Annotated in this window: 25 protein-coding genes; 14 read left to right on the top strand and 11 right to left on the bottom strand. The window is 69.2% G+C overall.

Annotated elements, in window-relative coordinates; translation table 11 throughout:
* Window positions 1-4: 4 nt before the first annotated feature.
* Window positions 5-673: a response regulator transcription factor gene (locus AC099J_RS16375; RefSeq protein ID WP_479616340.1), complete on the bottom strand. Its 669-nt coding sequence runs from the start codon at window positions 671-673 to the stop codon at window positions 5-7.
* A gap of 149 nt (window positions 674-822) precedes the next feature.
* Window positions 823-1,176 carry a thioredoxin family protein gene (locus AC099J_RS16370; protein ID WP_479616339.1) on the bottom strand — a complete coding sequence of 118 codons (354 nt, stop codon included), beginning with the start codon at window positions 1,174-1,176 and terminating at the stop codon, window positions 823-825.
* 196 nt (window positions 1,177-1,372) lie between these two features.
* Between AC099J_RS16370 and AC099J_RS16365 the strand changes: the two genes are divergently transcribed.
* Together AC099J_RS16365 and AC099J_RS16360 are read left to right on the top strand one after the other, a co-directional pair.
* A complete protein-coding gene (locus AC099J_RS16365) occupies window positions 1,373-2,323 on the top strand; it encodes a DMT family transporter (protein ID WP_479616338.1) in 951 nt (316 codons plus the stop codon).
* A gap of 104 nt (window positions 2,324-2,427) precedes the next feature.
* Window positions 2,428-2,634 carry a dodecin gene (locus tag AC099J_RS16360; protein WP_479616337.1) on the top strand — a complete coding sequence of 69 codons (207 nt, stop codon included), beginning with the start codon at window positions 2,428-2,430 and terminating at the stop codon, window positions 2,632-2,634.
* Between the two features lie 66 nt (window positions 2,635-2,700).
* Here the strand turns inward: AC099J_RS16360 and AC099J_RS16355 are convergent, their stop codons facing one another.
* Window positions 2,701-2,940, bottom strand: a complete 240-nt coding sequence (locus tag AC099J_RS16355) for a DUF3606 domain-containing protein (protein WP_479616336.1) — start codon at window positions 2,938-2,940, stop codon at window positions 2,701-2,703.
* 613 nt (window positions 2,941-3,553) lie between these two features.
* On the opposite strand from AC099J_RS16355, the gene AC099J_RS16350 reads away from it, so the two are divergent.
* The 5 genes from AC099J_RS16350 to rpoN all read left to right on the top strand — a co-directional run bounded on the left by AC099J_RS16350 (window position 3,554) and on the right by rpoN (window position 9,124).
* Window positions 3,554-4,465, top strand: a complete 912-nt coding sequence (locus AC099J_RS16350; protein ID WP_479616335.1) for a diguanylate cyclase domain-containing protein — start codon at window positions 3,554-3,556, stop codon at window positions 4,463-4,465.
* Window positions 4,466-4,693: 228 nt separating this feature from the next.
* Window positions 4,694-4,870: a hypothetical protein gene (locus AC099J_RS16345; RefSeq protein ID WP_479616334.1), complete on the top strand. Its 177-nt coding sequence runs from the start codon at window positions 4,694-4,696 to the stop codon at window positions 4,868-4,870.
* 259 nt (window positions 4,871-5,129) lie between these two features.
* Window positions 5,130-5,813 (top strand): histidine kinase, encoded by a 684-nt coding sequence (locus tag AC099J_RS16340; protein WP_479616333.1) that lies wholly within the window; start codon window positions 5,130-5,132, stop codon window positions 5,811-5,813.
* A gap of 82 nt (window positions 5,814-5,895) precedes the next feature.
* Window positions 5,896-7,251 (top strand): sigma-54-dependent transcriptional regulator, encoded by a 1,356-nt coding sequence (locus AC099J_RS16335; protein ID WP_479616332.1) that lies wholly within the window; start codon window positions 5,896-5,898, stop codon window positions 7,249-7,251.
* Between the two features lie 484 nt (window positions 7,252-7,735).
* Window positions 7,736-9,124, top strand: coding sequence for an RNA polymerase factor sigma-54 (gene rpoN / locus AC099J_RS16330; protein ID WP_479616331.1), 1,389 nt, complete (start codon window positions 7,736-7,738; stop codon window positions 9,122-9,124).
* Between the two features lie 31 nt (window positions 9,125-9,155).
* Here the strand turns inward: rpoN and AC099J_RS16325 are convergent, their stop codons facing one another.
* Together AC099J_RS16325 and AC099J_RS16320 are read right to left on the bottom strand one after the other, a co-directional pair.
* Window positions 9,156-9,662: a CinA family protein gene (locus AC099J_RS16325; RefSeq protein WP_479616330.1), complete on the bottom strand. Its 507-nt coding sequence runs from the start codon at window positions 9,660-9,662 to the stop codon at window positions 9,156-9,158.
* 7 nt (window positions 9,663-9,669) lie between these two features.
* Window positions 9,670-10,263 (bottom strand): hemerythrin domain-containing protein, encoded by a 594-nt coding sequence (locus AC099J_RS16320; RefSeq protein WP_479616329.1) that lies wholly within the window; start codon window positions 10,261-10,263, stop codon window positions 9,670-9,672.
* 340 nt (window positions 10,264-10,603) lie between these two features.
* Between AC099J_RS16320 and AC099J_RS16315 the strand changes: the two genes are divergently transcribed.
* The 4 genes from AC099J_RS16315 to AC099J_RS16300 all read left to right on the top strand — a co-directional run bounded on the left by AC099J_RS16315 (window position 10,604) and on the right by AC099J_RS16300 (window position 13,760).
* Window positions 10,604-10,852: a DUF378 domain-containing protein gene (locus tag AC099J_RS16315; RefSeq protein ID WP_479616328.1), complete on the top strand. Its 249-nt coding sequence runs from the start codon at window positions 10,604-10,606 to the stop codon at window positions 10,850-10,852.
* Window positions 10,853-10,970: 118 nt separating this feature from the next.
* Window positions 10,971-11,933 carry a manganese catalase family protein gene (locus tag AC099J_RS16310; protein WP_479616327.1) on the top strand — a complete coding sequence of 321 codons (963 nt, stop codon included), beginning with the start codon at window positions 10,971-10,973 and terminating at the stop codon, window positions 11,931-11,933.
* A gap of 110 nt (window positions 11,934-12,043) precedes the next feature.
* Window positions 12,044-13,195, top strand: a complete 1,152-nt coding sequence (locus tag AC099J_RS16305; RefSeq protein ID WP_479616326.1) for a zinc-dependent alcohol dehydrogenase — start codon at window positions 12,044-12,046, stop codon at window positions 13,193-13,195.
* A gap of 16 nt (window positions 13,196-13,211) precedes the next feature.
* Window positions 13,212-13,760: a hypothetical protein gene (locus AC099J_RS16300; protein ID WP_479616325.1), complete on the top strand. Its 549-nt coding sequence runs from the start codon at window positions 13,212-13,214 to the stop codon at window positions 13,758-13,760.
* A gap of 67 nt (window positions 13,761-13,827) precedes the next feature.
* On the opposite strand, the gene AC099J_RS16295 is transcribed toward AC099J_RS16300, so the two are convergent.
* Window positions 13,828-14,565, bottom strand: a complete 738-nt coding sequence (locus AC099J_RS16295) for a DUF4142 domain-containing protein (protein WP_479616324.1) — start codon at window positions 14,563-14,565, stop codon at window positions 13,828-13,830.
* A gap of 196 nt (window positions 14,566-14,761) precedes the next feature.
* Here AC099J_RS16295 and AC099J_RS16290 point away from each other — a divergent pair, with 196 nt between their 5' ends.
* The 3 genes from AC099J_RS16290 to AC099J_RS16280 are packed head-to-tail and all read left to right on the top strand — an operon-like array spanning window position 14,762 to window position 18,041.
* Window positions 14,762-15,109: a DUF2934 domain-containing protein gene (locus tag AC099J_RS16290; RefSeq protein ID WP_479616323.1), complete on the top strand. Its 348-nt coding sequence runs from the start codon at window positions 14,762-14,764 to the stop codon at window positions 15,107-15,109.
* Complete coding sequence (locus AC099J_RS16285) at window positions 15,110-17,113, top strand: S9 family peptidase (protein WP_479616322.1); 2,004 nt, start codon at window positions 15,110-15,112, stop codon at window positions 17,111-17,113. It abuts the gene before it with no gap.
* A gap of 16 nt (window positions 17,114-17,129) precedes the next feature.
* Entirely contained in the window at window positions 17,130-18,041 is a 912-nt protein-coding gene (locus AC099J_RS16280) for an NAD(P)/FAD-dependent oxidoreductase (protein WP_479616321.1), read from the top strand.
* A gap of 136 nt (window positions 18,042-18,177) precedes the next feature.
* On the opposite strand, the gene AC099J_RS16275 is transcribed toward AC099J_RS16280, so the two are convergent.
* The 5 genes from AC099J_RS16275 to AC099J_RS16255 form a co-directional block, all read right to left on the bottom strand.
* Window positions 18,178-19,032, bottom strand: a complete 855-nt coding sequence (locus tag AC099J_RS16275; protein WP_479616320.1) for an efflux RND transporter periplasmic adaptor subunit — start codon at window positions 19,030-19,032, stop codon at window positions 18,178-18,180.
* Complete coding sequence (locus tag AC099J_RS16270; RefSeq protein ID WP_479616319.1) at window positions 19,029-21,071, bottom strand: preprotein translocase subunit SecA; 2,043 nt, start codon at window positions 21,069-21,071, stop codon at window positions 19,029-19,031. The genes AC099J_RS16275 and AC099J_RS16270 overlap by 4 nt, the downstream gene beginning before the upstream one ends.
* Before the next feature lie 92 nt (window positions 21,072-21,163).
* A complete protein-coding gene (locus AC099J_RS16265; protein WP_479616318.1) occupies window positions 21,164-23,320 on the bottom strand; it encodes a PqqD family peptide modification chaperone in 2,157 nt (718 codons plus the stop codon).
* A 179-nt stretch (window positions 23,321-23,499) separates the two neighbouring features.
* Entirely contained in the window at window positions 23,500-25,371 is a 1,872-nt protein-coding gene (locus AC099J_RS16260) for a GAF domain-containing protein (RefSeq protein ID WP_479616317.1), read from the bottom strand.
* A gap of 67 nt (window positions 25,372-25,438) precedes the next feature.
* On the bottom strand, window positions 25,439-26,194 hold the full coding sequence (locus tag AC099J_RS16255) for a SapC family protein (protein WP_479616316.1): 756 nt from the start codon (window positions 26,192-26,194) through the stop codon (window positions 25,439-25,441).
* Window positions 26,195-26,216 lie beyond the last annotated feature (22 nt).

Genomic DNA, 26,216 nt, shown 5'->3' with positions numbered 1-26,216 from the left:
AGAGTCAGCGCGCGGCCTCCAGCGGCAGCGCACTCAACAGGCTGGTGCCGGACGCGGTGATGCCGTCCGCCCCCGCCGCCAGCGCCTCGTCGCGCAAGGCCAGCGCCGAATGCGGGCTGCAGAACAGGAACACCGGCGTCTGCGGCTGCAGTGCCTTGAGCTTGCGCGTGAGGTCGATGCCGGCCTTCTCGCCTTCCGGGCGGCCCATGTCGGACACCACGGCGTCATAGCGCAGCGACTTCACACGCGCCACGCCCTCGTCCGTGCTGGCGGCCAGGTCCACGCGCACGCCACGCTCTTCCAGCGCGGCGATCAGAAAGCTGTTGTTGCGCGGCACGTCGTCCACCCACAGGATGCGCGGGGCCGCGGCCGGGGCCACGCTGCGCGAGGCCATCGGGGACCGCGGGGCCATCGCCGCCGTGGGCGCGCCGGCGGCCAGTTGCTTCTCCAGCTCGGCCAGCTTGAGCTGCATGTCCCGCACGATCTTGCCCTGCTGCTCGGACGCCTCTTCCATGCTCAGTTCGTTGCCCGCCACCTTCAATGTGAACTTGCGGCCGGCGGCCGATTCGACGAGCTTGCGCAGGGGGCCGATGAGCTTGAACAGCACCACGGCCGCGACCATGGGCCAGGCGAGGGACGCGAGGGCGGAGAACAGATTGGCGGCGGTTTCCATGCTGGGTCTCCCGGGAGCGGATGAGGGGCTGCTTCGGCACAGCAGACTTTAACCACAGGGCTGCGACGTATCGCCTTCGCTGACGCCCTGGCGCCCAGGTGCGAACACGCCCACGCAGCGCCTTCGCGCCGCCCGCCACCGCGTCATTGCTACGCCGTTCTCAGCGCTCCCAACAACCGCAGCGCCACGCTGTCCGTCGCCGCCGCGCCCTGCGCGCGCTCCAGCAACCGCTCGAGCATGCCCGCCGAGGGCTCCATCGGGCCGAAGAACACGACCCTGCCCTGCTCGGCGATCAGCAGGACGGGGAAGGTTTCGATCTCGACCAGATCCAGCACCTCCTCGTGCGCGTCCACGTCGATCCACTCGAACCGATCGGCGCGATGCGCTGCCGCCTGGGCTTCGAACGTGGCGCGCCATTCACGGCAGACGCCGCACCACTCGGCGCACAGGCAGTAGACCTGGCGCGGGCTGCGAGCAGTGGCGGGGGCGGGTGTTTCGGGCATGGCCAGCATCATGCCGCAGACCATCGCCGGCCACGCTGACGCAGCCAAGACCTTATGTCATCGGACAACATAGCCGGATTTTGGCCAAATCTGGCCCTTCTTTCAACAAATCGTTGCCACTTAAAGAATGTCATCGTACAACATAGAATAGCGCACCGTTTTAGGGCGCCGCCCTGAGGTAGCCGAATCCATCGTCGTGTCGCACCTTCCACCCCCCTCGCACAACCCTCTCACCGACCGCAAGACCGTCTTCCTGCTGGCCACGTTTTGCTGCCTGTTGTGGGGCAGTTCGTACCCGGCCATCAAGGGCGGCTACGCCCTGTTCGGCATCGTGCCGACCGATGTGCCGTCCAAGCTGGTCTTTGCCGGCTGGCGGTTTGCGCTCGCGGGCGTGGTGCTGCTGGCCTACGCAGCCATGAGCGGCAAGCGCGTGGGCGGCTGGCCCGGGCGGACGCTGGGGCAGTTCGCGCTGTTGGGGCTGACGCAGACCACGCTGCAGTACGTGTTCTTCTACATCGGCCTGGCCTACACGACGGGTGTCAAGAGTTCGATCATGAACGCGACCGGCACCTTCTTCAGCGTGCTGCTGGCGCACTTCCTGTACCGCAACGACCGGCTGAGTGCGGCCAAGGCGCTGGGCTGCGCGATCGGCTTTGCCGGCGTCATGGTCGTCAACCTCGGCGCCGGCCTGGGTGGCCTGCTGACGCTGGACTTCACGCTGCTGGGCGAAGGCTTCGTGGTCATTGCCGCTGCGGTGCTGGCCGCCGCCAGCATCTACGGCAAACGGGTCTCGCAAGGCATCGACCCCATCGTCATGACGGGCTGGCAGCTGAGCTTTGGCGGCGGCGCTCTGCTGGTGGCGGGCTATGCGCTGGGGGGGCGGTTGGAGAACTTCACACCTGCATCCACAGCCTTGCTGGCGTACATGGTGGTGCTCTCATCGCTGGCCATTTCGATCTGGAGCCTGCTGCTCAAGCACAACCGCGTGAGCCTGGTCACCGCCTTCAACTTCATGGTGCCGGTGTTCGGCGCCCTGCTGTCGGCCGCGTTCCTGGATGAAAGCATCCTGGAATGGCGCAATGCAGCCGCGCTGGTGCTGGTGTGCGTGGGCATCTGGCTGGTGACCAAAGAGCCACGGGCTGCCTGACCAGCGTCACGCCACACGATGCGCCGCACGGCCGGCCGCTCTGCAGTACCGTCGGAGCCGCAAGGCCAACGCCGCGCGCATTTCAACCACTACAGGAGACCCACATGACCCACCACGTCTACAAGTTGCTGGAACTGACCGGCTCGTCCCCCACCAGCATCGAGGACGCCGTGCAGTCGGCCATCGCCAAGGCGCATGAAACGGTGCGCAACATCCAGTGGTTCACGGTCACAGAGACGCGCGGCCACGTGGTCGACGGCAAAGTGGCGCACTGGCAGGTGAGCCTGAAGATCGGATTCACGTTGGACTAAGGGGCCGCAGAGTGCCGGCCATCGATGCCGCACCCTGGGCCCACGTGAACGGTGATGTCGAGGGCTTCAGGCCCCGGCAGCGTCGACCCGATCGTCCGTCGTCGTGCTGCGGCTGCCCTTCAGGTGCAGTTCCACATCGGAGGCGCGCTCGCCGACCTGCGCCACCGCATCGCGGATCTGGTCGACGGTGACCGCAAGGCGCTCTGCCCACTGCCGCAGCGCGTCTTCTGATTGGAGATCGATACGGTCGGGTGCTGCGTCGCTTGTGGGCTGGCTGGATTGATCGTTGTGCATGCTGCGGTCCATTCAAAACCCTCAGGATGCGCCCGCCAGCCAGCGCACGCTGTAGGTCCGCGACGCACCATGCCGTGGGCATCGGGAAAACAAGCGGGGCACCGGCCCTGCGTGCGCGTCGCGACGCCCACGCCGCTGGCGCTCCCTGTCGATCGACACCCGGCGGGCGGGGTGCCTGCATGGCGACTCTGACGCCAAGCTGATGCCCTTACGCAGTGGCGGCTGACGCGTGTGGCGAGGATGCGCCGAGGAGGCACGGGTCATAATTGACCGTAGCGCGCACTGACGAGCACCGGTTTTGTGTGCCGACGACCAGGGAGGATGTCGGCTCAAAGTGCAGTGCTTCTTTCATCTTTCCAGTTTCATCAGCCCCAGCGCGATGGGCATTCGACAGACACAGTCCTTCGTTCGCCGTCAAACGAAGCGCGTGCTCGATGCGGAAAACAGTTTCCATGTAGACGAATTTGACGCGCGCCCGCCGACAAGGGACGGACGCCGGCTTCGTGCCGCAAGCTCCAGCAGACCGCGAGCGCACGCAGCCAAGAGACCACGAACAGCCAAAGGATGTGCAGCAGTCCCGGTCCATCCGGGCCTCCTGCATGCACGCAACGCCATGAATTTACCCATGTTTACCCCCCTGGTTGTCGCCGACGCGCCGCCATCCCCCGCGGCGCTGGAGCAGGCACTGGAGAAAAGCCACAACGTCAAAGTCAAGGTCGAGGCTTGCGCCGACTCTCTCGCGGTGGTGAATGACCATACGAAAAAGACCATCGCGGGTGGGGCAACCACGCTGCCCGCCAAGGAGACCCTCGACCACAACGAGGCGGTGGAAACCAAGGTGCAGGAATGTGCGGAGGACCTGGACACCGTGACCAAGACGCTGGCGCAGGGCATCGACGAGCTGAAGGTGGTCGAGACCGCGTTGGCAACCTCCAAAACGGCGTTGGCTGAAACGACCACGTCTCTCGCCAACGCGTTGGAAGCGGAGGAACGCGCCAGCCGCAGGGCCATGCACGACCAGGCCACGGGCCTGCCGAACCGGGCGCTGTTCGACAACCGCCTGGCCCATGCCCTCGCGCTGGCCGAACGTCATCAGTGGACGGTCGCCGTGATGTTTCTCGACCTCGACCGTTTCAAGAACGTGAACGATGTGCACGGGCATGCAGCCGGCGATGCCGTGCTGAAGGAGGTGGCGAACCGGCTCGGGCGCAGAGCGCGGGGAGAGGACACCCTGTGCCGCAACGGCGGCGACGAATTCCTGTATCTGTTGCTGAACCCGCAGGGCCAGGCCAACATCGAGCGGATCGCCTGCGCGGTGATCAACGACCTGGCGCGCGACATCGACGTCGGTGAGACGCGTTTGTCCGTCAGGCCGAGCATCGGCATCGCGATTTACCCGGATGGCGGCGCCAATGTGCAAGCGTTGATCCAGAACGCAGACGCTGCGATGTACAGAGCGAAGAGGGCGCAATCCGGCTATGCGTTCCATGAAAGCCAGCCCGGACCCGGCCGTCTGAAGCACGCCCCTGGGGGCTGAGGCCAGCATCCCCATAAGACCTGCCGCATCCAGCTGCCGGTGTTCATCGAAGGCCAGTGCAGGCACCAGCCCATGGGCGGCCACGCAGCGCGGCGTTGACGGCGCGTTCGCAAGGCCACGCGAGCCGCCCCCGTCATGGCTCTCAGCCTACACAGATGCAAGCCCGAACCTCGGCCCACAGGCCGCACAGGGCCACCATGCTGGACGGCTGCATCACAGGAGATCCGCATGTCACTTCCAGCCGCCAACGAACAACACTCGACCCCTGCCACGTCCAATGAAGAGCCGGAAATCGTGCAGGAGGAATCCGTGCCCAGCGACGGCAAGGACGTGGAGGGCGAAAAGTTGATGGAGCAGATTGGATCGCGCCCCCCCAAAGAGCCAGGGACAGGCCAAAAGGATTGAGAGGATGGCCGACGGGCGCCGCGTTGAATCTGCGGCTGCCTGCCGCCAGCCGGCCGCACGGCCAGGGCACATGTCCGGGCGGCAGCGCAGCAAAGGATGTAGGGGGGCAACAGGCGTCGTCCCCGTCCTACGTCCGGTCACCGAAGCGCTCAGGACAATCCATATTTATGTGCGCCGCCCTCACGTCAACCCCCCGTCTGTCGCGCAGCGGCGGGGCAAGTTGTGCGGCAATCGTTGCTCGCAAGGGTCGTACGTTGTGATGGCCGCGCCCGCAGACACCACCGGCGCGCTGCGGCAACGCGCCTGGCTGGCCGCCGCCGCCCATGAGCTGCGCAACCGCCTCGGCGCACTCAGCGGTGCCAGTGAAGTCCTGCAGCTCACGGCCGTCGACCCTGCGGTGCACGTGCGTGCGCAAGCCATCGTGTCGCGGCAAGTGCGCGAGCTGGCGCTTCTGGCAGCGCACCTGGCCGACCTGTCGGAATTCGGAGCGCCTGGGCACGTGGCCCAGCGCCATGACCTGGCTGCGCTGGCCGGGCGGGTGCTGGAGGGCGAGCGTGCGACGGCGCTCGCATCCGGTCAGCGGCTGTCGCCCCGGCTGCAGTCGGTCGACATCGTGGGCGATGCCTGCACGCTCGATCGCAGCCTTCGCGCCCTGCTGCGCCATGCGCTGCGCCAGATACCCGCCGGCGGCACGGTCTTCATGGCGGTGCATGCCCAGGCGCCGCATGCCGTGCTGAGCCTTTCCATGCACGCGCCGGACAGCGGCCACGCTGCCACCACGAGATCGCAGGGCGCGCTGGACCTCAGCCTGGCCTTGGCGCAGCTTGTCATCGAGCAGCATGGCGGCACGCTGGTGGTCGACGGCATCGGCGGCATGCAAGTGCAGCTACCACTGGGCCCTGCGCTGCAGGCATCAACAGCCGAGCCCCGAGCGAAGCCATGACGGCGGCGTGCCCAGCTGACAGACGGAACCGGCCATGTTGGAGACAGTTCAGAGTCTTTGCAAATGCGCTGGAGGATGACCTATGGCGTTGACGCTGATCGTGGACGACGATGCAGATGCCGCGCAGATGCTGGCGGCCCAGCTGGAGCACCGCGGCCACGCCGTGATCGTCTCGCACAGCCTGCGCGATGCGCGTCGGCAACTTGCAGTGCAAGTGCCCGAGCTGGTGCTGCTCGATCTGCGCCTGCCCGACGGCCATGGCCTGGCCTTGTTTGAGGAAGCCGCCCTGGCGCAGGCCTGCGTCGTCCTCATGACGGGCTACGCCACGCTGGAGACGTCGATCCAGGCCCTGCGTCTGGGCGCTGCCGACTACCTGATCAAGCCCGTCACGCCCGAGCAGCTCAACGGCGTGCTGCAGCGCGTCAAGCCTGCCCCGCAGGACGCCACGGCCGAGGCAGACTGGCGGGCCGAGCTCGAGCGCAGCGGCCGCTTTGGCCACCTCGTGGGCCGTGCGGCCTGCATGCAACGCATCTACCAGCAGATCTCGCGCGTGGCACAGACCGCCGTCACGGTACTGGTCATGGGCGAGAGCGGCACTGGCAAGGAACTGGTGGCCCGCACGCTGCACGACACCAGCCGCCGGCGCGGTCAGCCGTTTCTGGCCGTCAACTGCGGTGCGATCTCTCCGCACCTGATGGAAAGCGAAATCTTCGGGCACGAGAAGGGCAGCTTCACGGGCGCCGACCGGCAGCACCTGGGCCTGTTCGAGCGCGCGCACGGCGGCACGCTGTTCCTGGACGAGGTGACCGAAATGCCGGCCGAGCTGCAAGTCAAATTGCTGCGTGTGCTGGAAACCGGCAGCTTCATGCGCGTGGGCTCCACCACCCTGCGCCAGACGGACGTGCGCATCGTCGCCGCCACCAACCGCGACCCCTGGCGCGCCGTGGAAAGCGGCCATCTGCGCGAAGACCTGTTGTACCGGCTCAATGTGTTCCCCATCGTGCTTCCCACCTTGCGCGAGCGATTGGACGACCTGCCGCTCCTGTGCACGCATTTCCTGGCCGAGATCGGCCTGCGCGAGGGCCGCCTCAAACGGCTGTCGCCCGAGGCGCTGCAGGGGCTGGGCGCATACCGCTGGCCCGGCAACGTGCGTGAGCTGCGCAACGTGCTGCAGCGCATCTACGTGATGACCGACGGCGAGACCATCACCACCGAATGGCTCCCCGTCAACGGGCCGGCGCGGCCAACGCAGGCGCCCGATGCCGAGCCAGACATCAGCGTTGCCTTGGGAACGCCCCTGGCCGACGTCGAGCAGCGGTTGATCCTGCAGACGCTGCAGCATTTCGGCCACCACCGCGAGCGCACGGCGGCCGCACTCGGCGTGAGCCTGAAAACGCTCTACAACAAGCTCAAGACCTACGATTCCGAGCCCCGCTAGCGCCTGCTCGGGGCGGGTCCGGCGACGCTCGGCCACCGACAGCCCGCTCTGGCCGATCGGCCATGCCAGGCCCCGCACCGCCCGCTCCATGGAGAAGATGGTGCCGGCCCTCTGGCGCCCTGCTCGGTAGCTGATCGGATGGGCGTTCGGCATGCGTGGGTTCTCGTGTGTGTAGGTGGTGAGACTGACCGGCAAAGGGCGTGCCCGGGGGTCAGCCCCGGGCCGGGCAAGCGCCACTTCGGGTGCCCGCCCGCCACGACGGCGCGCGCCGCGACGGTCTTCGGTAGAGATTGCGGCAACGATTGCCATCGACCGGTCGCAAGCCCCGCGTGCGAACGGCGCTGACGCTGCGCACAGCACGCTGCGCGAGAGGCGCTCCAGTGCGTCGCAGCCCAAACGTATCCAGTTGTCTCCACGGGCTGCTGGCGGCACGGGGCTTGCGGTCAATGCATGAAGCCCCCATCGACCGCAACGCACCAACCCCATGCTCCACGCCTCACTGCACCTCACGACACAGCAGCAGTTTTCGGCCCGGCAGCAGCGGGCCGTGTGCTTGCTGCAGATGGCCCACGCGGAATTCGTGGCCACCCTGGACGCCAGCCTGGCGAGCAACCCGTTTCTGGAACTGGACGAGCACGAGCCAGCACCCGCGATGGCCATGCCTGCGGGCGACGATGCTGGCGCAGTGGCCGACAACGGGCCCTGGGGCTCGACCTTTGCAAGTCAACGCCGAACGCGCAGCGGCGATGCAGACGCCGATGCGCTGTCGTTCGTTGCCGCTCCCACCGACCTGCGCGAACACCTGCATGGCCAGTTGCGCCTGCGCCGGCTGGACGACCGCTGCTTCGTGCTGGCCAGCCTGCTGTGCGAAGCGCTGGACGAGGACGGCTACCTGCGCGTGGATGCGGCCGAGGTGGCGCAGCAGGCCGAACTGCTGCCCGCCCCGGACGACGCCGAACTGGGCGCCGCGCTGGCCGTGGTGCAGGCGCTGGACCCGTGTGGCGTGGGCGCGCGCAATCTGATCGAGTGCCTGCAACTGCAGCTGGCCGCCACGGCACCCCCCACCGATGCCGCGCTGTGCCTGCGCCTGTTGACCGAGGCCGCACCGGCCCTGCGGGCCCACGACGCGACGCGCTGCGCGCGCCTGCTCGGCTGCGAACCGGCCACGGTGGTGCGCCTGTTGCGACTGCTGCGCAGCCTGGACCCCCACCCCGGCTGGCGCCACGGCGGCGAGCCAGTGCGCTACGTGGTGCCCGACGTGCTGGCACGCTTCACCCGCGCCGGCTGGACAGCCGTGCTCAATGACGCCGTCGTGCCGCGCGTGCAGCTGAACCGCACCTACGCCGAGCTGTACCGCCAGCGCAAGCTGCAGGCGGCCGACGCCATGGCCGGCCAGCTCAGCGAGGCCAAATGGACGGTGCGCAATGTCGAACAGCGCTTTGCCACCATCCTGGCCGTGGCCCAGGCCATCGTGCGGCACCAGCACCGCTTTCTGGCGCATGGAGCACTGGCCATGCAGCCCCTGGTCCTGCGCCAGATCGCCGATGAGCTGGGCATGCACGAGTCCACCGTCTCGCGCGTGACGCACCAGAAGTACATCGCCACGCCATCGGGCACGTTTGAGCTGGGCTACTTCTTCTCGCGCGGCCTGCCCGTGGACGGTGGCGGGCATTGCTCACCGACCGCCGTGCGCGAGCTGGTGCACGAGATCATCGTGCGCGAACAGGGCCTGCCACTGTCGGACGTGGCCATCGCGCACCAGCTGGCACGGCGCGGCATCCATGTGGCACGGCGCACGGTCACCAAATACCGCACCCAGCTGGGCCTGGGCGCGTCGGGCCGGCGCGCCGGCCTGCTGGCACCCGCCGCATAGCCTGCCGCCCGCAACAGCGCTGACGCCCGCCCTAACGCACCTGGCGGTGGTAGTGCGGGATGCGGGCGAGCGCGTACTGCGCGCTGTCGTTGCGCACCGTGTTGCGGTCGCCGCTGAACACCTTGGTCTCGGCAAATTCGTGCACCAGGCCGCCGTGGCGAAACAGCCAGGCGAAGCATTGCGTGCCGGCCGGTATGTCGGGGTCGCAATCGTCCGCCACGCCGGTATTGGCGATCGCCAGGTCGGCCTGGCTGTGCGAGAGCACCCCGCGCGCCATGGCGAGCGCAACCGCCTCGCTGGTCAGATTGTTCTGCGCCAGCACCTCGGCCGGCACACCCAGGCAGCGCTGCTTGGCCTTGGGGTCGTACACGACGAAGGCCGATTCCAGCACTTGGCCAGCGCCGCTGGCGTCCGCCAGCGTCGCAGCGATCAGCCCGGCGGTGCAGGACTCCGCCGTCGACACGACCAGGCCATGCTGCCTCAGGTAGCCGGCAGCCGCCTCGCCGGCCCGCTCCTCGCGCTGTCGTTCTTCCTGCATGGTTTGCCTACCGGTCGTCGAACGCGCGGCGCAGCGGGCTGGTGCGGCGGGCCAACAGAAGCCCGACGCTCAGGGCTGCCATGGCCACCAGCAGCACCTTGTTGCCCGACAGCGCTCGGCCCATGTTCAGTGCGATCTCTCCGGTGCGCGGCGCCACCAGCGCAATGCGTCGCCTCGTCATCGCCAGGCCCAGCTCGCCAAGCCTGTCGCCCAGCAGCCGTTCGGCTGCCGGCAGCACGATGGTCTCTTCGTCGGCGACGTGGTGCATCACCAGCCGCATCAAGTTCATGACGGCCTCGTCGCGTCCGGCGTCCTGCGCCGCCATGGCCTTCAGCCGGGCGATGGCGTCGCGCATTTCCTGGTGCTCCGATTCACTGTCTTGCACCAGCTCAGGCGCAACCTCGCGCATGGCGGGATAGAAGACCTCCTCTTCCAGCTGGGCGTGGACTTCCAGCGCCAGGCAGATGGTGTTGGCCAACCCGACCCGCACACGCTGCGGCGCAACGGCCTTGTACTGGTGGAAGGTCGACAGCACATGGGTGTGGTCGAGCCGGATCATGTTGGTGACGGTGGGCAGCAGTTTCGAAGTCAGTTCGTTCATCGTGGTTCCTCTGGTGGTTGCACCCGCAGTGGCCGGTAGCAATGGCCGCAACTCTTACCGCGGGTGAAGCCGCTGGCCGTTGGCCCCACAGCGCGATGCGGCCCAGGTGTGCCACACCGCTGCCGGGCGCGGCAGCACATGCTCCAGCCGCACGCGGCAATCGACGTGCCCGGCCGGCGCGTCCCGCAGCTGCGCGGCTTCCCTGCCCCAGGTGGCATTGGCGCGCACCCGGCGGGCGCAGCGGCTGCGGCACGCGCATTGCCGGTGGTGGCGGCCACTTGACGGCAATGCCGAATCCTTCGGCCCCTCGCAACCTCCCTCCACCACCCTCAAGGAATCCATGTCCACTACCACTTCCGCTCCACAGTCCACCTTCACGCCTGTCGTGGCGCGCCACTACAACGTGCTGGACTCCATCGCCCTCGTCCTCATGATCATCGGCGGCCTGAACTGGGGCCTCGTGGGGCTGTTCGGCATCGACGTCGTGGCCACACTGTTCGGCCCGATGACGCTGATCTCGCGCGTCGTCTACGGTCTGGTCGGTCTGGCCGCGATCTACGGCATCGTGCTGTTGACCCGCAAGAGCTGAAACGCACGCCCCGGGGCGTCAACGGGCGCGCCGGGGCTGGCCGGACGTGTTGTCAACGCCTTCGGCACGCGGATTGCCGCATACCGGCATTCAACCCGTCCCCCAAGGAGCCTCCCCCATGTTTTCTCACAACAAGCGTTTGCAATACACGGTCCGCGTCAGCGAGACCAATCCCGGCCTGGCCAACCTGCTGCTGGAGCAGTTCGGCGGCCCGCAAGGCGAGCTGGCGGCAGCCTGCCGCTACTTCACCCAGGCGCTGGGCGAGGACGACCCCGGCCGCAAGGACATGCTGATGGACATTTCCACCGAGGAGCTGAGCCATCTGGAGGTGATCGGCACCATCGTGGCGATGCTGAACAAGGGCGCCAAGGGCCGGTTGGCCGAAGGCGTGGACAGCGAGGCCGAGTTGTTCCGCGCCATCGCCGGTGCCGGCAACGACAGCCATGTGACGCAGGTGCTCTACGGAGGTGGCCCACCGCTGGTGAACTCGGCCGGCGTGCCGTGGACGGCGGCCTACATCGACACCATCGGCGAGCCCACGGCCGACCTGCGCTCCAACATCGCCGCCGAGGCGCGCGCCAAGATCATCTACGAACGCCTGATCAACCTGACCGACGATCCCGGCGTGAAGGAAGCGCTCGGCTTCTTGATGACGCGTGAGATCGCGCACCAGAAGTCGTTCGAGAAGGCGCTCTACGCGATCACGCCGAACTTCCCGTCCGGCAAGCTGCCCGGCGACCCGCGCTTCACCAATGTGTACTTCAACATGTCGCAAGGCGATGGCGAGGTGTCCAGCGGCCCGTGGAATTCGGGCGACCGCTGGGACGTGGTGTCCGAACCCGCGGACCAGGCAGCTGTCGATGGCGGCGATGGCGCTGCCACCGCCCAGATGGCGGCCGAGGAAGTCGAGCTGGTCCAGCAGATGGCCGCACGCACTGCATCCAGCCCCGTGGGCGACCCGATGACCGGCGCCGAACTGGGCATGGGTGAGGAAGCTGCCTACAACGACATGGCACATGCGGCCGCCAAGCCGCTCGACCCAGGGACAGCGCGCGATTCGTTGCCACCCGGCCCGATCTGATTCGAGCCGCCACCGGCGACTGACGGCCCTGACCGCAGCGCCGGCGCCCGCCCTCCTCCTGGCCCGCGCCAGCCCGCCCGCTGCGCCGGGCCCACCATGAAAGACTCCCCATGCTGGCAATGAACTACCGCGGCCCCTACCGCGTGCGGGCCGACGAGAAGCCCGAACCCACGATCGAGCACCCGAACGACGCCATCGTGCGAGTGACGCGCTCGTGCATCTGCGGCTCCGACCTGCACCTGTTCCACGGCCTGGTGCCCGACACGCGGGTGGGCAGCACCTTCGGCCACGAGTTCTGCGGCACCGTGGAGGAAATCGGCCCTTCGGTGCAGAACCTCAAGGTCGGCGACCAGGTGCTCGTGCCGTTCAACATCTTCTGCGGCACCTGCTGGTTCTGCGAGCGCGAGCTCTACAGCAACTGCCACAACGTGAACCCGCAAGCCACGGCGGTCGGCGCCATCTACGGCTATTCGCACACCGCAGGCGGCTACGACGGCGGCCAGGCCGAGCTGGTGCGCGTGCCCATGGCCGACATCGGCCCCACGGTGATCCCAGAAGACATCTCGCTGGACGACGCGGTCATGTTGACCGACGCCTTCCCCACCGGTTACCAGGCCGCCGAGATGGGCGGTATCCGCGAGGACGACACGGTGGTGGTCTTCGGCGCCGGGCCGGTGGGCATCTTCGCGGCCAAGTCGGCCTGGCTGCTGGGCGCGGGCCGCGTCATCGTGGTCGATGAGGTGGACTACCGGCTCGACTTCGTGAGGCGCTTCGCGCAGTGCGAGACCGTGAACTTTCGCGACGTGCGCGACATGGCGGTCCACCTGAAGAAGATGACCGATGGCCTGGGGCCGGACGTGTGCATCGACGCCGTGGGCGCCGAAGCCTCGGGCAATGCGTTGCAGCGGCTGACCGGCGTGCGCCTGAAACTGCAGGGCGGCGCGGCCACGGTGCTGCACTGGGCCATCAACTCGGTGCGCAAGGGCGGCACGGTGTCCATCGTCGGCATCTACGGCCCCACCTTCAACGCCATCCCGCTCGGCAATGCGATCAACAAGGGGCTCACGCTGCGCATGAACCAGGCCAGCGTGAAGCGCCATCTGCCACGGCTGATCGAACACGTGCGGGCGGGGCGCGTGAAGCCCTCCGAACTCATCACCCACCGCATCCCGCTGGAGCACGTGGCCGACGCGTACCACATCTTCTCGAGCAAGCTCGACGGATGCATCAAGACCGTGTTGACCATGCCGTCGGCTGGTTGACCGCCAAGGAGCCCACATGCATGACGACATCGTCACTCGCGCCGACACCCCCTCGCGGGGAACGGGCGCCACCAACAGCACCAGCGCCATCGCGCCCGACCGCTCGAACCGCCCGTTCGGCTGGGGCGCCGACCTGCCGTTGGAGAACCGCCCCGCTGTGCCCATGGAGCGCATGCCCGCCCGCCTGGAGGGCGTGCACTGGGACCACCCTGAGCAACAGGCGCGGCATGTGAAGGTGCTGTGCTCGGTCGAGCGGCCGGGCATCACGCCGATCTTCGGCAGCACGGTGCCGCCGCGTGGCCTGTCGGGCAAGTTGCGCGGCGTGGCGTTCCGCTACAGCGAGAGCGACCTGCGCCACTGGTTGCTGCTGCTCGCAGCCGATCGGCTCAATGTCGGCGAAGGCGTGGTCGACGACCTGCTGACCGGCCGCGTGCCCAATGTGCCGGCCGAGATGGGCCTGCGCGCCGAATGGCAGCACAACCCGCGCGGCGCGGTCCACAAAGTCGCGTTGGTCGTGGGCGCGGTGGCGCTGCTCTATGTGATGCACCGGCGCAAGCGGCGCTGAGGAGCGCCACGGGGCGTGCGGGGAATGCGCGTTGCCGCCGGCACGGGCTGTGGCCCGCGCGTTGCGGTCAGCGCTTCTTCTCGCTCGCCTTGCCGCTGTCGGCCTTGTCGACCGGCAGCTTCTGCGCCATGTCGAGGTGGTGCTTCAGCGCCGGCAGCGTCTTGGTGGCGAAGGCCTTCACCTCGGCGTCGCGTGCTTCGGTGGACGCCTTTTGAAACAGCTCGATGGTCTCGCGGTGCGCGGCCAGGCCCATGGTCTCGCTGTAGCGGCGGTCGAAGTCTTCACCATCTGCGACCTCCAGCAGCTTGAGCTTGGCCTTCTGCATCAGCGAAGGGCCGTCGGGCAGCTCCACGCCCTTGGCGCTGGCAAGGCTTGCCAGTTCCTTGCCGGTCTTGCCGTGGTCCGCGACCATCTGCTGCGCAAACGCCTTGACCGTGGGATTGGTGGCCTTCTGCACCGCCAGCTGGCTGCTCTGGATCTCGGCGAAGTTGTTCTCTGCCGCCTGCTTCATGAAAGCCGTGTCGGCCCGCGCGAGCTTGTCTTGCGACTGACCCGTGCGCGCGCCGGCCTGTGGGGCCTGCGTGCCGCCAGTGCCGGTGCCGGTGCCGGTGCCGGTGCCGGTGCCGGTGGCCGTGCCGGTACCGGTGCCCGTGCCGGTTGCCGCGCCGCCGCCGGTGCCCGTGCCAACCTGAGCGTTCGCCGCCAGGCCCAGGCACAGCGCTGCGCAGACCGCCACGCATCGCAGCGCGTGGCCGCCACCCGCAGCGGCTGCGGAACAAAGGGTCGTCGTCGTGAAAGTTGCCATGGTGATCTCCTGTGGATTGAAAAAGTCGATGTGATGCTCCGCCTGCCGGAAGTACCCCGCTCGCAGGTGGTGCCAGCCATCGGCAATGCGCGTGCCGCGCCAATCCGTGGGTCACCAGCCCAGGCTGCGGCCCCTGCAAAAAGCGTCACTGGGCACGCCGATTGCCGGTTTCGGGCTCCATCACCTGGGAGTCCACATGAGCCGAGCCAAACCCGCCCCGAGCACTGCCGACCTGCAGCAAGCCGCCGCCAGGATGCCCGACGGCCCCAACGTGGCGCCGAGCGCCCATGAGCACGAGGCCGCCCAAGGCCAGACCCTCCTTGACGCCGGCGCAGAGCAACAGCAGTCGCCGCAACAGCAACAGCAGCAGCCTCGGCAGGCGCCCCAGCCGCAGCAACAGCAGCAACCGCAAGCCGGCCGCGAGCAGCTGATCCAGCAGGCCGCCTATGCGCTGTCGGCAGCGCGCGGCTTCGCGCCAGGGCATGCGCTGGAAGACTGGTGTGAGGCCGAGCGGCACATCGACGGCGGTGGCCTTGCGAGGTGAATGATGTTGATCGATGACATCGAAGAAGGCCTGGCTGGCCCCGACACGGGCGACGCGCAGCCCACGCGCCGGCGGTTCTCGGTCGACGACCTGTACCTGCACCGCAAGCTCATGGAGCTCGATTGCGCGGACAAGGTCGGCCGCATCGCCTGCACCCTGCAGTCCGTGGACCGCGGGGAGGATGGCTACACATCGCGCATCTGGACGCTGGCGCTCGACGGCGCCGCCCCCCGTCAGATCACGCAGGGCCCGGGCGACGACAACTCGCCGCGCTGGTCGCCAGACGGCGAGGCGCTGGCGTTCATCTCCAGCCGCGCGGACTCCCCACAGCTGTACGTGCTGGCCGCCGACGGCGGCGACGCGCGCAGAGTGGGGGATTTCTCCAGCAGTGTCAGCACACCGCGCTGGGGCAGTGATGGCAAGACGCTGTTCGTCACCGGCTCCGTCCTGGTCGACCCGGACCTGCGCGGTGAACCCGGTGTCGCTCCCCCCGAACGCAAGAGCAGCGCGCCCGAGCTCGCCTGGCGCCTGCCCTACAAGGAAGACGGTGTGGGCTACCTGCTGCAACGGCAGATCCACCTGTTCTGCGTGGACCTGGCAACCGCCAAGCACGTCCAACTCACCGAAGGTGCGTTCGATGTGCTGGCGCACGACGTCAGCGCCGACGGTGACCGCCTGGCCTACAGCCGCTCGCGCACGGGGCGCTTTGCGCACCGCTGCGACCTGTGGGTGTGCAATGCCGATGGCAGCGCGCACCAGCAACTCACGCATGACCACGCCATGGTGATGGCGCCGCACTGGTCACCGGATGGCCAGTGGATCGCCTTCACCGGCGCGCTGGAGGACGGCGACGCCGAGCCGCGTCTGTGGCGCATGCATGTGGCCAGCGGCGAGGTGCAGCAGGTCGGCGATATCGACGTGGGCGACCCGCTCAGCCTGCGCTGGTCGCCGGACGGCGAGAGCATCGTCTTCGTGCGCGCCCACCGCGGCCGGCACCAGATTGCACGCATCGCCGTGGCCAGCGGCAAGACCGAAGCGCTGATGGCCGGCGACCTGCAGATCGGCGCGTTCGGCTGCATGGGCGAGGACCTGGTCTACGCCATCGACCATCCGTCCCTGCCTTCGGAGCTGTTCAGCTCACGCGCCGGCGCAGAGCGCAGGCAGATCAGCGACTTCAACCCCTGGTGGCGCGAGCGCGTGCAGGTCGATGTGCAGGCGCGCAGCTTCCAGGTGCCCGACGGCCAGGGCGGCCAGGAGAGCATCGAGGGCTGGCTGCTGACCGGCCCCGCCGCGCCGGGCCCGCGCCCCCTGCTGAACGACATGCATGGCGGCCCCGCCAGCTACGCCCTGCTGGATTTCGACTCCAACGTGTTCTGGCAGGTGCTGGCAGCGCAGGGCTGGGCCGTGCTGGCGCTGAACGCCGTGGGCTCGGCCAGCTACGGCCACGAGTTCTGCAAGCGCCTGGCCGGCAACTGGGGCGCCTACGACCTGCCGCAGCACCTGGCCGCCGTCGCCGCGCTGCAGGCCGAGGGTGCCTGCGACGAGCGTGTCGCGATGTCGGGCAAGTCGTATGGCGGCTTCCTGAGCGCGTGGGCCACGGGCCATACCGATGTCTTCAAGGCCGCGGTCGTCATGGCGCCGGTGGGCAACATCGAAACGCACTACGGCACATCGGACGGCGGCTACTACGCCGACCCTTACTACGTGCACAGCGCCCCGAAATTCAACCGCCAGCGCGCGCGCGAGCTGTCGCCGCAGCGCTACATCGAGCAGTCGCACACACCCACCTTGTTCCTGCAGGGCAAGGACGACGAGCGCTGCCCCAAATGCCAGTCGGAAGAGATGTTCGTGAGCCTGATGTGCGCCGGCGAGACGCCGGCCGAACTGGTGCTCTACCCCGGCGAAGGCCACAGCTTCCTGGGCCAGGGCGCACCGGCCTGCCGTGCAGATGCAGCGCAGCGCATCGTGGCCTGGCTCAAGCGCCACGCCGGCTCGACGACGTGATGCAGCCGACCGTCCCATGAGCCCCAGCACCCCTTTGACCTGCGAGGCCGTCGTCGTGGGCGGCGGCCCCGGCGGCATCACGGCCGCGCTGTACCTGGCGCGCTTCAATCGGCAGGTGGTGGTGATCGATGCGAACCAGAGCCGGCTGGCCACGGTGCCGTGGAGCCACAACTACCCTGGCTTTGCCGACGGCGTTGCAGGTGCCGGCCTGCTTGCCGCGATGCGAGCCCAGCTGCAGGCCTACCCCGTGCGCTGGCTGCAGGACAGCGCACAGTCCGCGCAGCGGCTCGGCAGCGGCTTCATCGTGCGCTGCGCGAGCGGCACCACGGTGCGCAGCCAGCTGTTGCTGCTGGCGACCGGCGTGGCCGACGTTCCGCCGCCGCTGCCCCATGTGCTGGACGCCCTGCACGAAGGTGCCCTGCGCTACTGCCCGGTGTGCGACGGATTCGAGGTCAGCGGCCGCACCGTGGGCGTCTACGCGAACGGCGCGTCGGGCGTGGCGGAAGCGCTCTACCTGCAGCACTTCACGCCACACATCACCGTGTTCGTCGACGACGGTGGGAGCACGCTGCCACCGGCGGAACGGCAGCGCCTGCATGACGCGGGAATCGCCCTGGCCCTGGCGCCGGTGCGCAGCATTCGCCGCACCGACGGCCGCGTGACCGTGGCGCACGGTGGCAGCGAATCCGTGTGCGACAGCCTGTACTGCGCGCTCGGCCTGGACATCCGCAGCGAGCTGGCGCTGCAGCTTGGCACTGCCTGCGATGAGGATGGCTATGTGCAGGTGGACCGCCACGGCGCCACCACGGCAGACGGCGTTTTTGCCGTGGGCGACGTGGCCCAGGGTCTCAATCAGATCGCCGTGGCCACGGGCGGGGCTGCCATCGCCAGTACCGCGATGCACGGGCGGCTTCTCGCGGCGCGGTGAGGCCCCGCCATCGCAGTGCCACCGCGTTCGCCGGCGCGCATCTCGCGATGCCTGCCGTTGGCCCCCCCTTTGGAGCCGAAGTCGGCATCCACCGGCCGGCATAAGGCCCGCGCGCCTCGGCCAATCGAGCAACTGGTCAGCGCCGGTGCACCACCCCTCCCACCGACGACCCGGCGTCGAACTCGGCCTTGCACCGGACTCCGCTGGGAATCCTGCCATCGCGATTGGGCAACTCCACGCGCGCCACGAGCGTTCCACTGGCGGCATCCACGACCCTGTCGACCATGTGCACAGCCGCGCTGTGGCGCACTGCGCTGCCCAGCGGCACGATGTCCACACGCGCACCCATCTGGATCTTCCCGAACGAGGCACCGGGCAGGATGATGTCGACGCGCACGGGGTCGATCTTGGCGAGCTTCAACACCGCCTTGCGACCGGACCCGGATTCGGCCAGATCGCCGGGGTTGAGCATGCGGTCGACGACCACGCCATCGAAGGGGCTGAGCAAGGTCCGCGTGGACAGTTGTTCCTCGGCTCGTTGGTGTTCGATGCGCGCCAGATCGCGATTCTCCAGCGCTGCCTTCAGCTCCCCCTTGGCCAGGCGCAGTTCTGCGTCCGCGTCGTCACGCGTCTGCGCCGACACCATCTTTTCGCGGTGAAGCTCTTCGGCGCGCGCCAGCTTGCGGGTCGCGTAGGCAATGCGGGCCTGCGAGGTGTCGATCTGCCCTTCCATCTGCGCGCGAAACCGCGCCGAGTCCACTGCCAGCCGCTCGGCGCGCGACTGCAACTCTGCCAGCACCTGACCGCGGCGCACGGTGTCACCGCGGCGCACATGCACCTTGTCGATCAGGCCTTCCACGGTGAAGCGCATTTCGACCACCTGGGACGGCTCGATCAGGCACTCGTACACCGCCACCGCGGGCGGCGCCGGCGGCGCTGCCACGGCCAGCACCGGCGCGCACAGCGCGCACATCCACCAGATTGCTTTCATTCACCTCTCCCGGAAAACGACAGCACCTGGGCGAGCCGCCGGTCCTGTCGCAGGTTGTTCTCTCGCGCCTCACGGTTCAAGCGCTCTGCCCTGCCCTGCGCCAGCCCCCGCAGCAGCCACAGCCCGGCGCGTGGAACGCGGCCCCGCCGCGTGGTCAGCGTCTTCAGCCAGGCCACCAGCCGCGGCGCGTGCGTCACGAACAGATCGTCGTCCAGCGCCACGATGGCCTGCGAGCTGCCCGGGTCGCCCTGCCGCGCACTGCGCCCGACCAGCTGCCGGTCGATGCGGGCCGATTCGTTGTATTCGGTCAGGATGACGTGCAGGCCGCCGCGCTCGGCCACGCCCTCGCCCAGCAGGATGTCGGTGCCGCGCCCCGCAATGTTGGTGGCCACCGTCACGCGGCCGCCCTGGCCCGCCTGCGCCACCAGCGCGGCCTCATCGCTGTCCTGCTTGGCGTTGAGCACCACGTGCGCGATGCCGCGTTCGTGCAGCATCACGCTGAGCTGCTCGGACGCCTTCACCGTGCGCGTGCCGATCAGCACCGGCCGGCCCTCGCGCACGGCGACCTGTTCCACTGCGTCGGCCACGGCCCGCCAGCGCGTCGCACCATCGACCAGGCAGCGGCCCGGCAGATCGCGCCGCCGCGACGGCCGGTGCAGCGGCACGCGCGCCACCGGCAGGCCGTAGGTGCGGCCGATCTCGGCCGCCACCTCGGTGCCGGTGCCGGTCATGCCGGACAGCCGCAGGTAACGCCGGAACAGCCGCTGGTAGGTGATGCGCGCCAGCGTCTCGCGCTGGCCGGTCACCGCCACGCCTTCCTTGCACTCGATCATCTGGTGCAGGCCCTGCTCCCAGGCCCGGTCCGGCATGACGCGGCCGGTGGAGGCATCGACGATCTGCACCTTGCCATCGACCACCACGTAGTGCTCGTCACGCACGTAGAGCCAGCGCGCCGACAAGGCCCGCTGCACGCTTTCGCGCAGCGCGCGCGGGCCTGCATGACCCACCGCATCACCTGCCGCATCAGCCCCCTCGTCGGCCACCTCGTCGGCCGGCAGCGCCTCCAGCAGCGCATCGCCCGCATCGGTGAAGCGCACGCGGCGCCGCGCCGCGTCGATCTCGAAATGCTGCCCCACCACGAAGCCACGCGCCAGGTCGAGCGCGCGGCGGGCCTGTTGTTCCGCCTGCGCGTCCTCCACCGTGCGCGACAGGATCAAGGGCGTGCGCGCCTCGTCGATGAACACGCTGTCGGCCTCGTCCACGATGGCGAAACACAGGCCCCGCAGTACCACCCGGGGCTCCACCGCCCGCTCGCCGCGCAGGCCCTCCACGGCCAGGTGCATGACGCTGGCCTGGTCGCCCAGCGCCGCGCGGTCGCGCAGGTAGTCGAAGGCCAGCTCCTTGTTGCTGCAGTAGCAGATCTCGTGGGCGTAGGCATGGCGGCGTTCGGGCCGGCCCATGCCGTGCACCACGGCGGCGCTGCGCAGCCCGAGGAAGGCGTAGAGCGGCGTCATCGCCTCTGCATCCCGCGCGGCCAGGTAGTCGTTGACGGTGATCACATGCACGGGCAGGCCGGCCAGCGCGGCCGTGCAGGCGGGCAAGGTGGCGGCAAACGTCTTGCCCTCGCCGGTGGCCATCTCGGCCAGCCGGCCGCCCAGCAGCCACCAGCCGGCGATGAGTTGCGAGCCATAGTGCCGCTGCTGCAGCACGCGGCCGGCTGCCTCGCGCACGAGCGCGAAGCACGCGGCCACGGGGCCGGCCGCGAAGCCCTCGCGCCGCAGCACCGGGCCCAGCGCGCGAAAGCGCCTGGCCAGCGCCTCGTCCGTCAGCGCTGCCAGGCCCAGGCCGGCCGCCTCCACCATGGCGCAGAAGCGCCGCGCGGCGCCCAGCGAATAGCCGGTGCGGGCCAGCAGCGGCGTGACCCCGCCGTGCCACAGGTGCAGCGCGGCGTCGTCGTGCCAGCTTGGCGTGCGATCGTGGCGCTCTGCATAGGGTCGCCCCTGTGCCAGCTGTCCCGGGTCCAGGTGCAGGGCCTGCATGTCAGTGGCGCCCGGCCGCCCGAAGCAACTGACGCGCCCCCTCGGGGGGCAGCGGACCTCGCGGAGCGGGGGAGCGTGGGGGTTGTTGCATGTCAGACCGTGAAATGCGTCAGGAACAGCCGCCGCAGCGCGCCATACCACTGCGTGGCCAGTGGCTGCGGACGGTGCTCGAAGCGCACATGGATGCGCTGGCCGTAGGCGGCGGGCCGCACCAGCGCATCGGCCAGCTCCACGTCGATCTCGAAGATGCGCTCCAGCGTGCGGCGCCCCTGCGGATCGCGTGGGTCCACCGCCAGGCGACCGCCGCCGGAGGCCACCAGCGCGCCGCTGGGCGCCTCGTCGGCCGCTGCGGGCACAGCGCGCACGATGCGCCCCGGCACCACCCGCGCCATGTCGTCGGCCAGGCGCAGCGCCACCGATTCGGTCTGCGCCACCACCGCATCGGCCTCGGACTGCGCCACCACCACCCGCACGATCGGCGGCACGTCCCCCAGCACATAGCCCAGCACTTCGCCCTTGCGATAAAAGCGCCCCGGCGCATCGGCCGCGCGCGCCATGCGGAACATGCCGCCGGCGCCGGCCGCCACCACCAGGCCCGCTGCGCGGGCGCGCGTGGTCGCCAGCGTCTCGCGCTCCAGCGCCAGCTGCCGCGCGACGATGGCGATCTTCGCGCGGTCGCCGACAAAGGCCTGCGTGTAGCTGGCTTCCTGCTCGGCCACGCGGGCCTCGGACAGGCGGATCTGCGCGTCCAGATTCGGGTCCACGCTGCGCACCAGCAGTTGCCCCGGCTGCACGGCCGTGTCGGGCTGGGCCTCCACGCGGGCGACGAAGCCGTTGGCACCGGCCCGCACGATGGCCTGCTCGGGCAACCACAGCACGCCCTCGGCCTGGGTGCGAAACGGCACCGGCACCAGGCCGATGGCCGCCACCAGCAGCACCAGCACACCGCCACCGGCCACCAGGGCCACGCCACGGCGCTCGCGCAGCGCCGGGCGTTCCTGGAACTGCCGCAGCGCCCGCACGATCGGCATGCCCACCATCGAGTAGACCGACCACAGCGCCAGCACCACCCCCACGAAGAAGAATTGCGCGCCGATGAACAGCGCGATCGCCACGGTCACGAACAGCCGGTACGCGGTGGACGCCAGGCCATACAAGCCGAACCACAGGCGCTCGGACATGCTCTGCGCGGGCGACACCGCCTCGCGCACGCGAAACACATAACGCTCGGCCAGATAACCCCAGTAGCGCGTGGACTGGCGCGCGAGGTTGGGCACCTCCACCAGATCGGCCAGGATGTAGTAGGCGTCGTAGCGCAGCAGCGGGTTGCCGTTGAAGATCAGAGTCGACACACCGGCCACCAGCATCACGTTGAAGCACACGGCCCGCAGCCACCCCGGCTCCAGGGCCAGCCACAAGTAGAACGCCAGCGCCGCGATGAACAGCTCCACCGCCATGCCCGCAGCACCCACCAGCGCGCGCGACCAGCGCGAACGCAGCACCGTGGCCGACGATGCGTCCACGTAGGGCACCGGCATCATCACCAGCACCATCAGACCCATGTCGTGCACCTCGCCACCACCGGCCCGCGTCGCGGTCGCATGGCCCAGCTCATGGAACGCCTTGATCAGCGGAAACACCACCACCAGCAACAGCAGGTTGTTGGCCTGCAGCACCCGGTCCGAGAGGTTGCCGGTCAGTTCGGGCCAGTGCGCCGGCAGCAGCGCCAGCGCCGGCAGCACCACCACCAGCCACACCAGGCCACCGGCCCGCCCCCAGATCCATTGCCACAGCGCGACATGGCGGTCCAGAAAGGCGCCGGGGTCGACCAGCGGAATGCGGATCGCCATCGGGTTGGCCCAGGAGCGCCGGCTCTTGGAGCGCTCCTGCGTCTGGCCGCGCTCGAAGAGTTCCAGCGCGTCCGGCGTGGCGTCGCTCTGCAGCAGGTCGGCGCCGTGCAGTTGGCCGAGCAGTTGCAGCACCTCGTCCTGCGTCGGGGCGTCTTCACCCATCTCACGCCGCGCCAGCCGCCAGATGTCGTCCACGCTACGCTGCCCGTCCATGGCCGCCAGCAGCAGGCGCGCGGCCGGCGTGAAGCGGTGCACCTTGCCCGAGGCCGGGTCCTGCAGCAAATACCAGACCTCGCCCCGGTAGCGGTGCCGGTGCAGCTTCGCCCGCGCCAGCAGGCGCGGCCGTAGCGCCGCGATGCGGTACCACAGGCTGCTCTGTTGCGGGGTGTCGGGGTGCATCGCTCTCTGCCTATTCCTGCTGGCCAAGGCGCAACGCACCACCCGCAGCGCATGGAGCAGACGGGTCGAGGCCAGGGCACCCGCGGAACTGGCTCTGCCAGGCCGCTGGGTGCGCCCCCCTCGCGCAGCAGAGGGGGGTTGGCGGAGCGCGCAGCGCGCAGACTGGGGGGTGCTTCATCTCAAGGAAGCCAATTCCACAGCGACAGGCGCAGCCAGTCGACAAAACCGTGGGTCCAGATCCACAGCAGGCTGGCCTCGCCCACCACCACCTTGCCGACACCCTCCATGCCCGGGCGCAGCCGGCCGATCTCGCCGGCCGGGTCGAGCCCGGCCTCGACACGGAACACGTTGCGGCCGTCCTGCTGGGTCGACACCGGCGTGACGGAGCGCACCGTGAAGGCCATCGCCCGCCCCGGCAAGCTGGCCAGCACCAGTTCGCCGCGCTGGCCCACCGCGAGCCGGCCGATGTCGCGGTCGTCCACGTTGAGCACCACGCGGTACCCCTCCAGCGGCGCCACCTCGAACAGCAGCTTGCCCTGCTCCACCGGCGAGCCGATCAACTGGCTCAGGTCGCCGGACACCACCACGCCATCGAAGGGTGCCGTCAGCACGATGCGGGCGAGCTTGTCTTCGGCCAGCGAGAGCTGCGCCTCGGCCTGGTTGACCTGCGCGCCGATCACCCCCATGGCGCCACGGTCGGCCGCCGCAAAGGCCACCTGGTAGCGCCGCAGCAACTGGTCGCGTTCGGCGCGCCAGCGCGCGGCCTCCAGCGTCAGGTCGCGGTCATCCAGCCGGGCCATCGGCTGGCCCTGGCGCACCGAGTCACCGGCGCGCACCAGCCCCTGCGCCACGAAACCGTCGAACGGCGCCACCGCCGCGATCTGGGTCGCCCCCTCGATCGACGTCCGGGCGGCCACGCGGTGGTCGGTGCGCACCAGCGTCACCAGCAACACTGCGGCCGCCGCGACGACGGCGATCAGCTTCAAGCCTGGCCGCTGCGGGCCGAACACCGCCGTGCGCGCATCCACCATGCCTTCGCGCAGGCGCTGCCAGGTGTTGCGGCCGTTCATGCGCTGCAGGGCCCAGGCCGGCCCCAGCACCGCCGCCACGGCATGGGCCAGCCGCCGGTCGTCGGCATCGAATACCGGGCCGCCGGCACGCTCCAGCGTCAGCACCCCGATGGCCTGGCCCGCATCCACCAGCGGCACGGACATCATCGCCGCCACCTTCAGCGCCTGGGCCGATTCGGCATGCGCCAAGGCCCGCAAGGCGTCGTCACCTTCCGGGGGGTGCACCACCGTGATGCCCAGATCGAAGGCCTCGTCCATGGCGTCGCCCAGGTGGCGCAGCAGGTCCGATCGCGCATCGAAAGTGGCCGTGTGCGAGATGACCAGCGGCTGCACCTGCCCGGCCTGCTCGAAGCCGACGCTGACGCGGTCGCAGCGCAGATCGGCACACAAGGCGTTGGCCACCGCCAGGGCCGAGGGCCGCACCAGGCGGTGCTGCAACGCCGTGGCCACCAGCGTGTTGAGCATCGCCATGCGCTGCGCCTCGGCCTGCTCGCGCCGCTGCTGCTGGGCGCGAAAGTGGTCCACCAGCCAGGCGATGGACCAGTGCACCTCGCGCAGCGCGGCCTGCAGATCGGCGAGGTCGCCGCCGCCGATCTCCAGCACCACCGCCCCGCACAGCGCTTCGCCCAGCACCACCGGGTAAGCGACATGCGCGTTGTGGCCGGGAAGCGCCGGCCCGCCGGTGGCCGTGACCAGCACCCCACGCCGCTCGGTCAGCGCCTGCTGGGCGGCCGGGCCCAGGTGCTTCAGGTCGCGCTGCGGATCGGGCCAGACGGCGGCGACCGAGAACGAGGCCTGGTCGTCACCCGCCAGCAACACCATGCCGGCTCGCACGCGCTGCACGCGCCCGGCCAGCAACGCCAGCCAGGCGGCCACCAGCTGCGCATCGTCGTCGGGCGCCACGAAGCTGCGCCACGCCGCGGCCTCGGCGCGCAGGCGCTGCGCATCGGCTGCCGCATGGATCGAAGCAGTGGCGCTCATCGACAGGCGGCGATGCGCAGCCCGCGCCCCGGCGCCGGCCCCGCCATCGCCATCGACAGGTGGGCGATCAGGCCGCGACCTCCGCTGCCGGCGCCTCGGCCAGCGCACCGATCAGACGGTCCTTGACCTGGTTGAAGTTGCGCATCGAGGCCATGTGCAGATACAGCAGCTCCAGCTCGTCGTTCTTGGCCATTTGCGAGAGCGCCTGCGGATCCAGCGCACGCAGCTTCTCGCGGCTCACCGCGAGAAAGCCACCCAGCGTCAGCTTCTCGCCCTTGGGCGTGGTCACATTTGCCTGCATGGGTTCGAGCAATCCCAGCTCCTGGATGCGCTTGCCAAACAGCCGCGTGCGCTCGAAGTGCGCCTGGTACTGCTTGAGGAACTCCAGCACCTTCTCCACATACGGCGTGGGCTTGGCATCGGCGCCGAACAGCGCGCTGCCGCGGCCTGCGGTGTTGACGCCGGGATGCGACTCGTCGATGCACAGCGTCAGCGACTTGCCATCGGCACTGGCGGAAAAGACGAAGGGGTAACGCCGGATGAAGGCGGGGATGTAGTCGGCCTTCCACTTCGCATCGGCCGACAGGTACAGGTTCTGCTCATTGCGCACGCCCAGCACCACCACCGGCATGACCTCCTGGCCCTCGGCCGCAAACACGATGGCGTATTCGGCCGACGCGCGCGGAAATTCGATGCCCATCAGCGGCACGGCATTGACCTCGGAGCTGAACCCATAACTGTCTTGCGTCTCGACCGACACCTTGGCATGGCGGGCGGGCGACACCGGCACCGCCGATTCGTAGATCAACAACTGTTTGGCCATCTGTCATGTCTCCTGGGGAGTG

The organism is Rhodoferax sp. RT4P68 (genome assembly GCF_056521305.1).
Note: the sequence above shows the minus strand (reverse complement) of the source record. Positions and strands in the feature narration are given on the sequence as shown.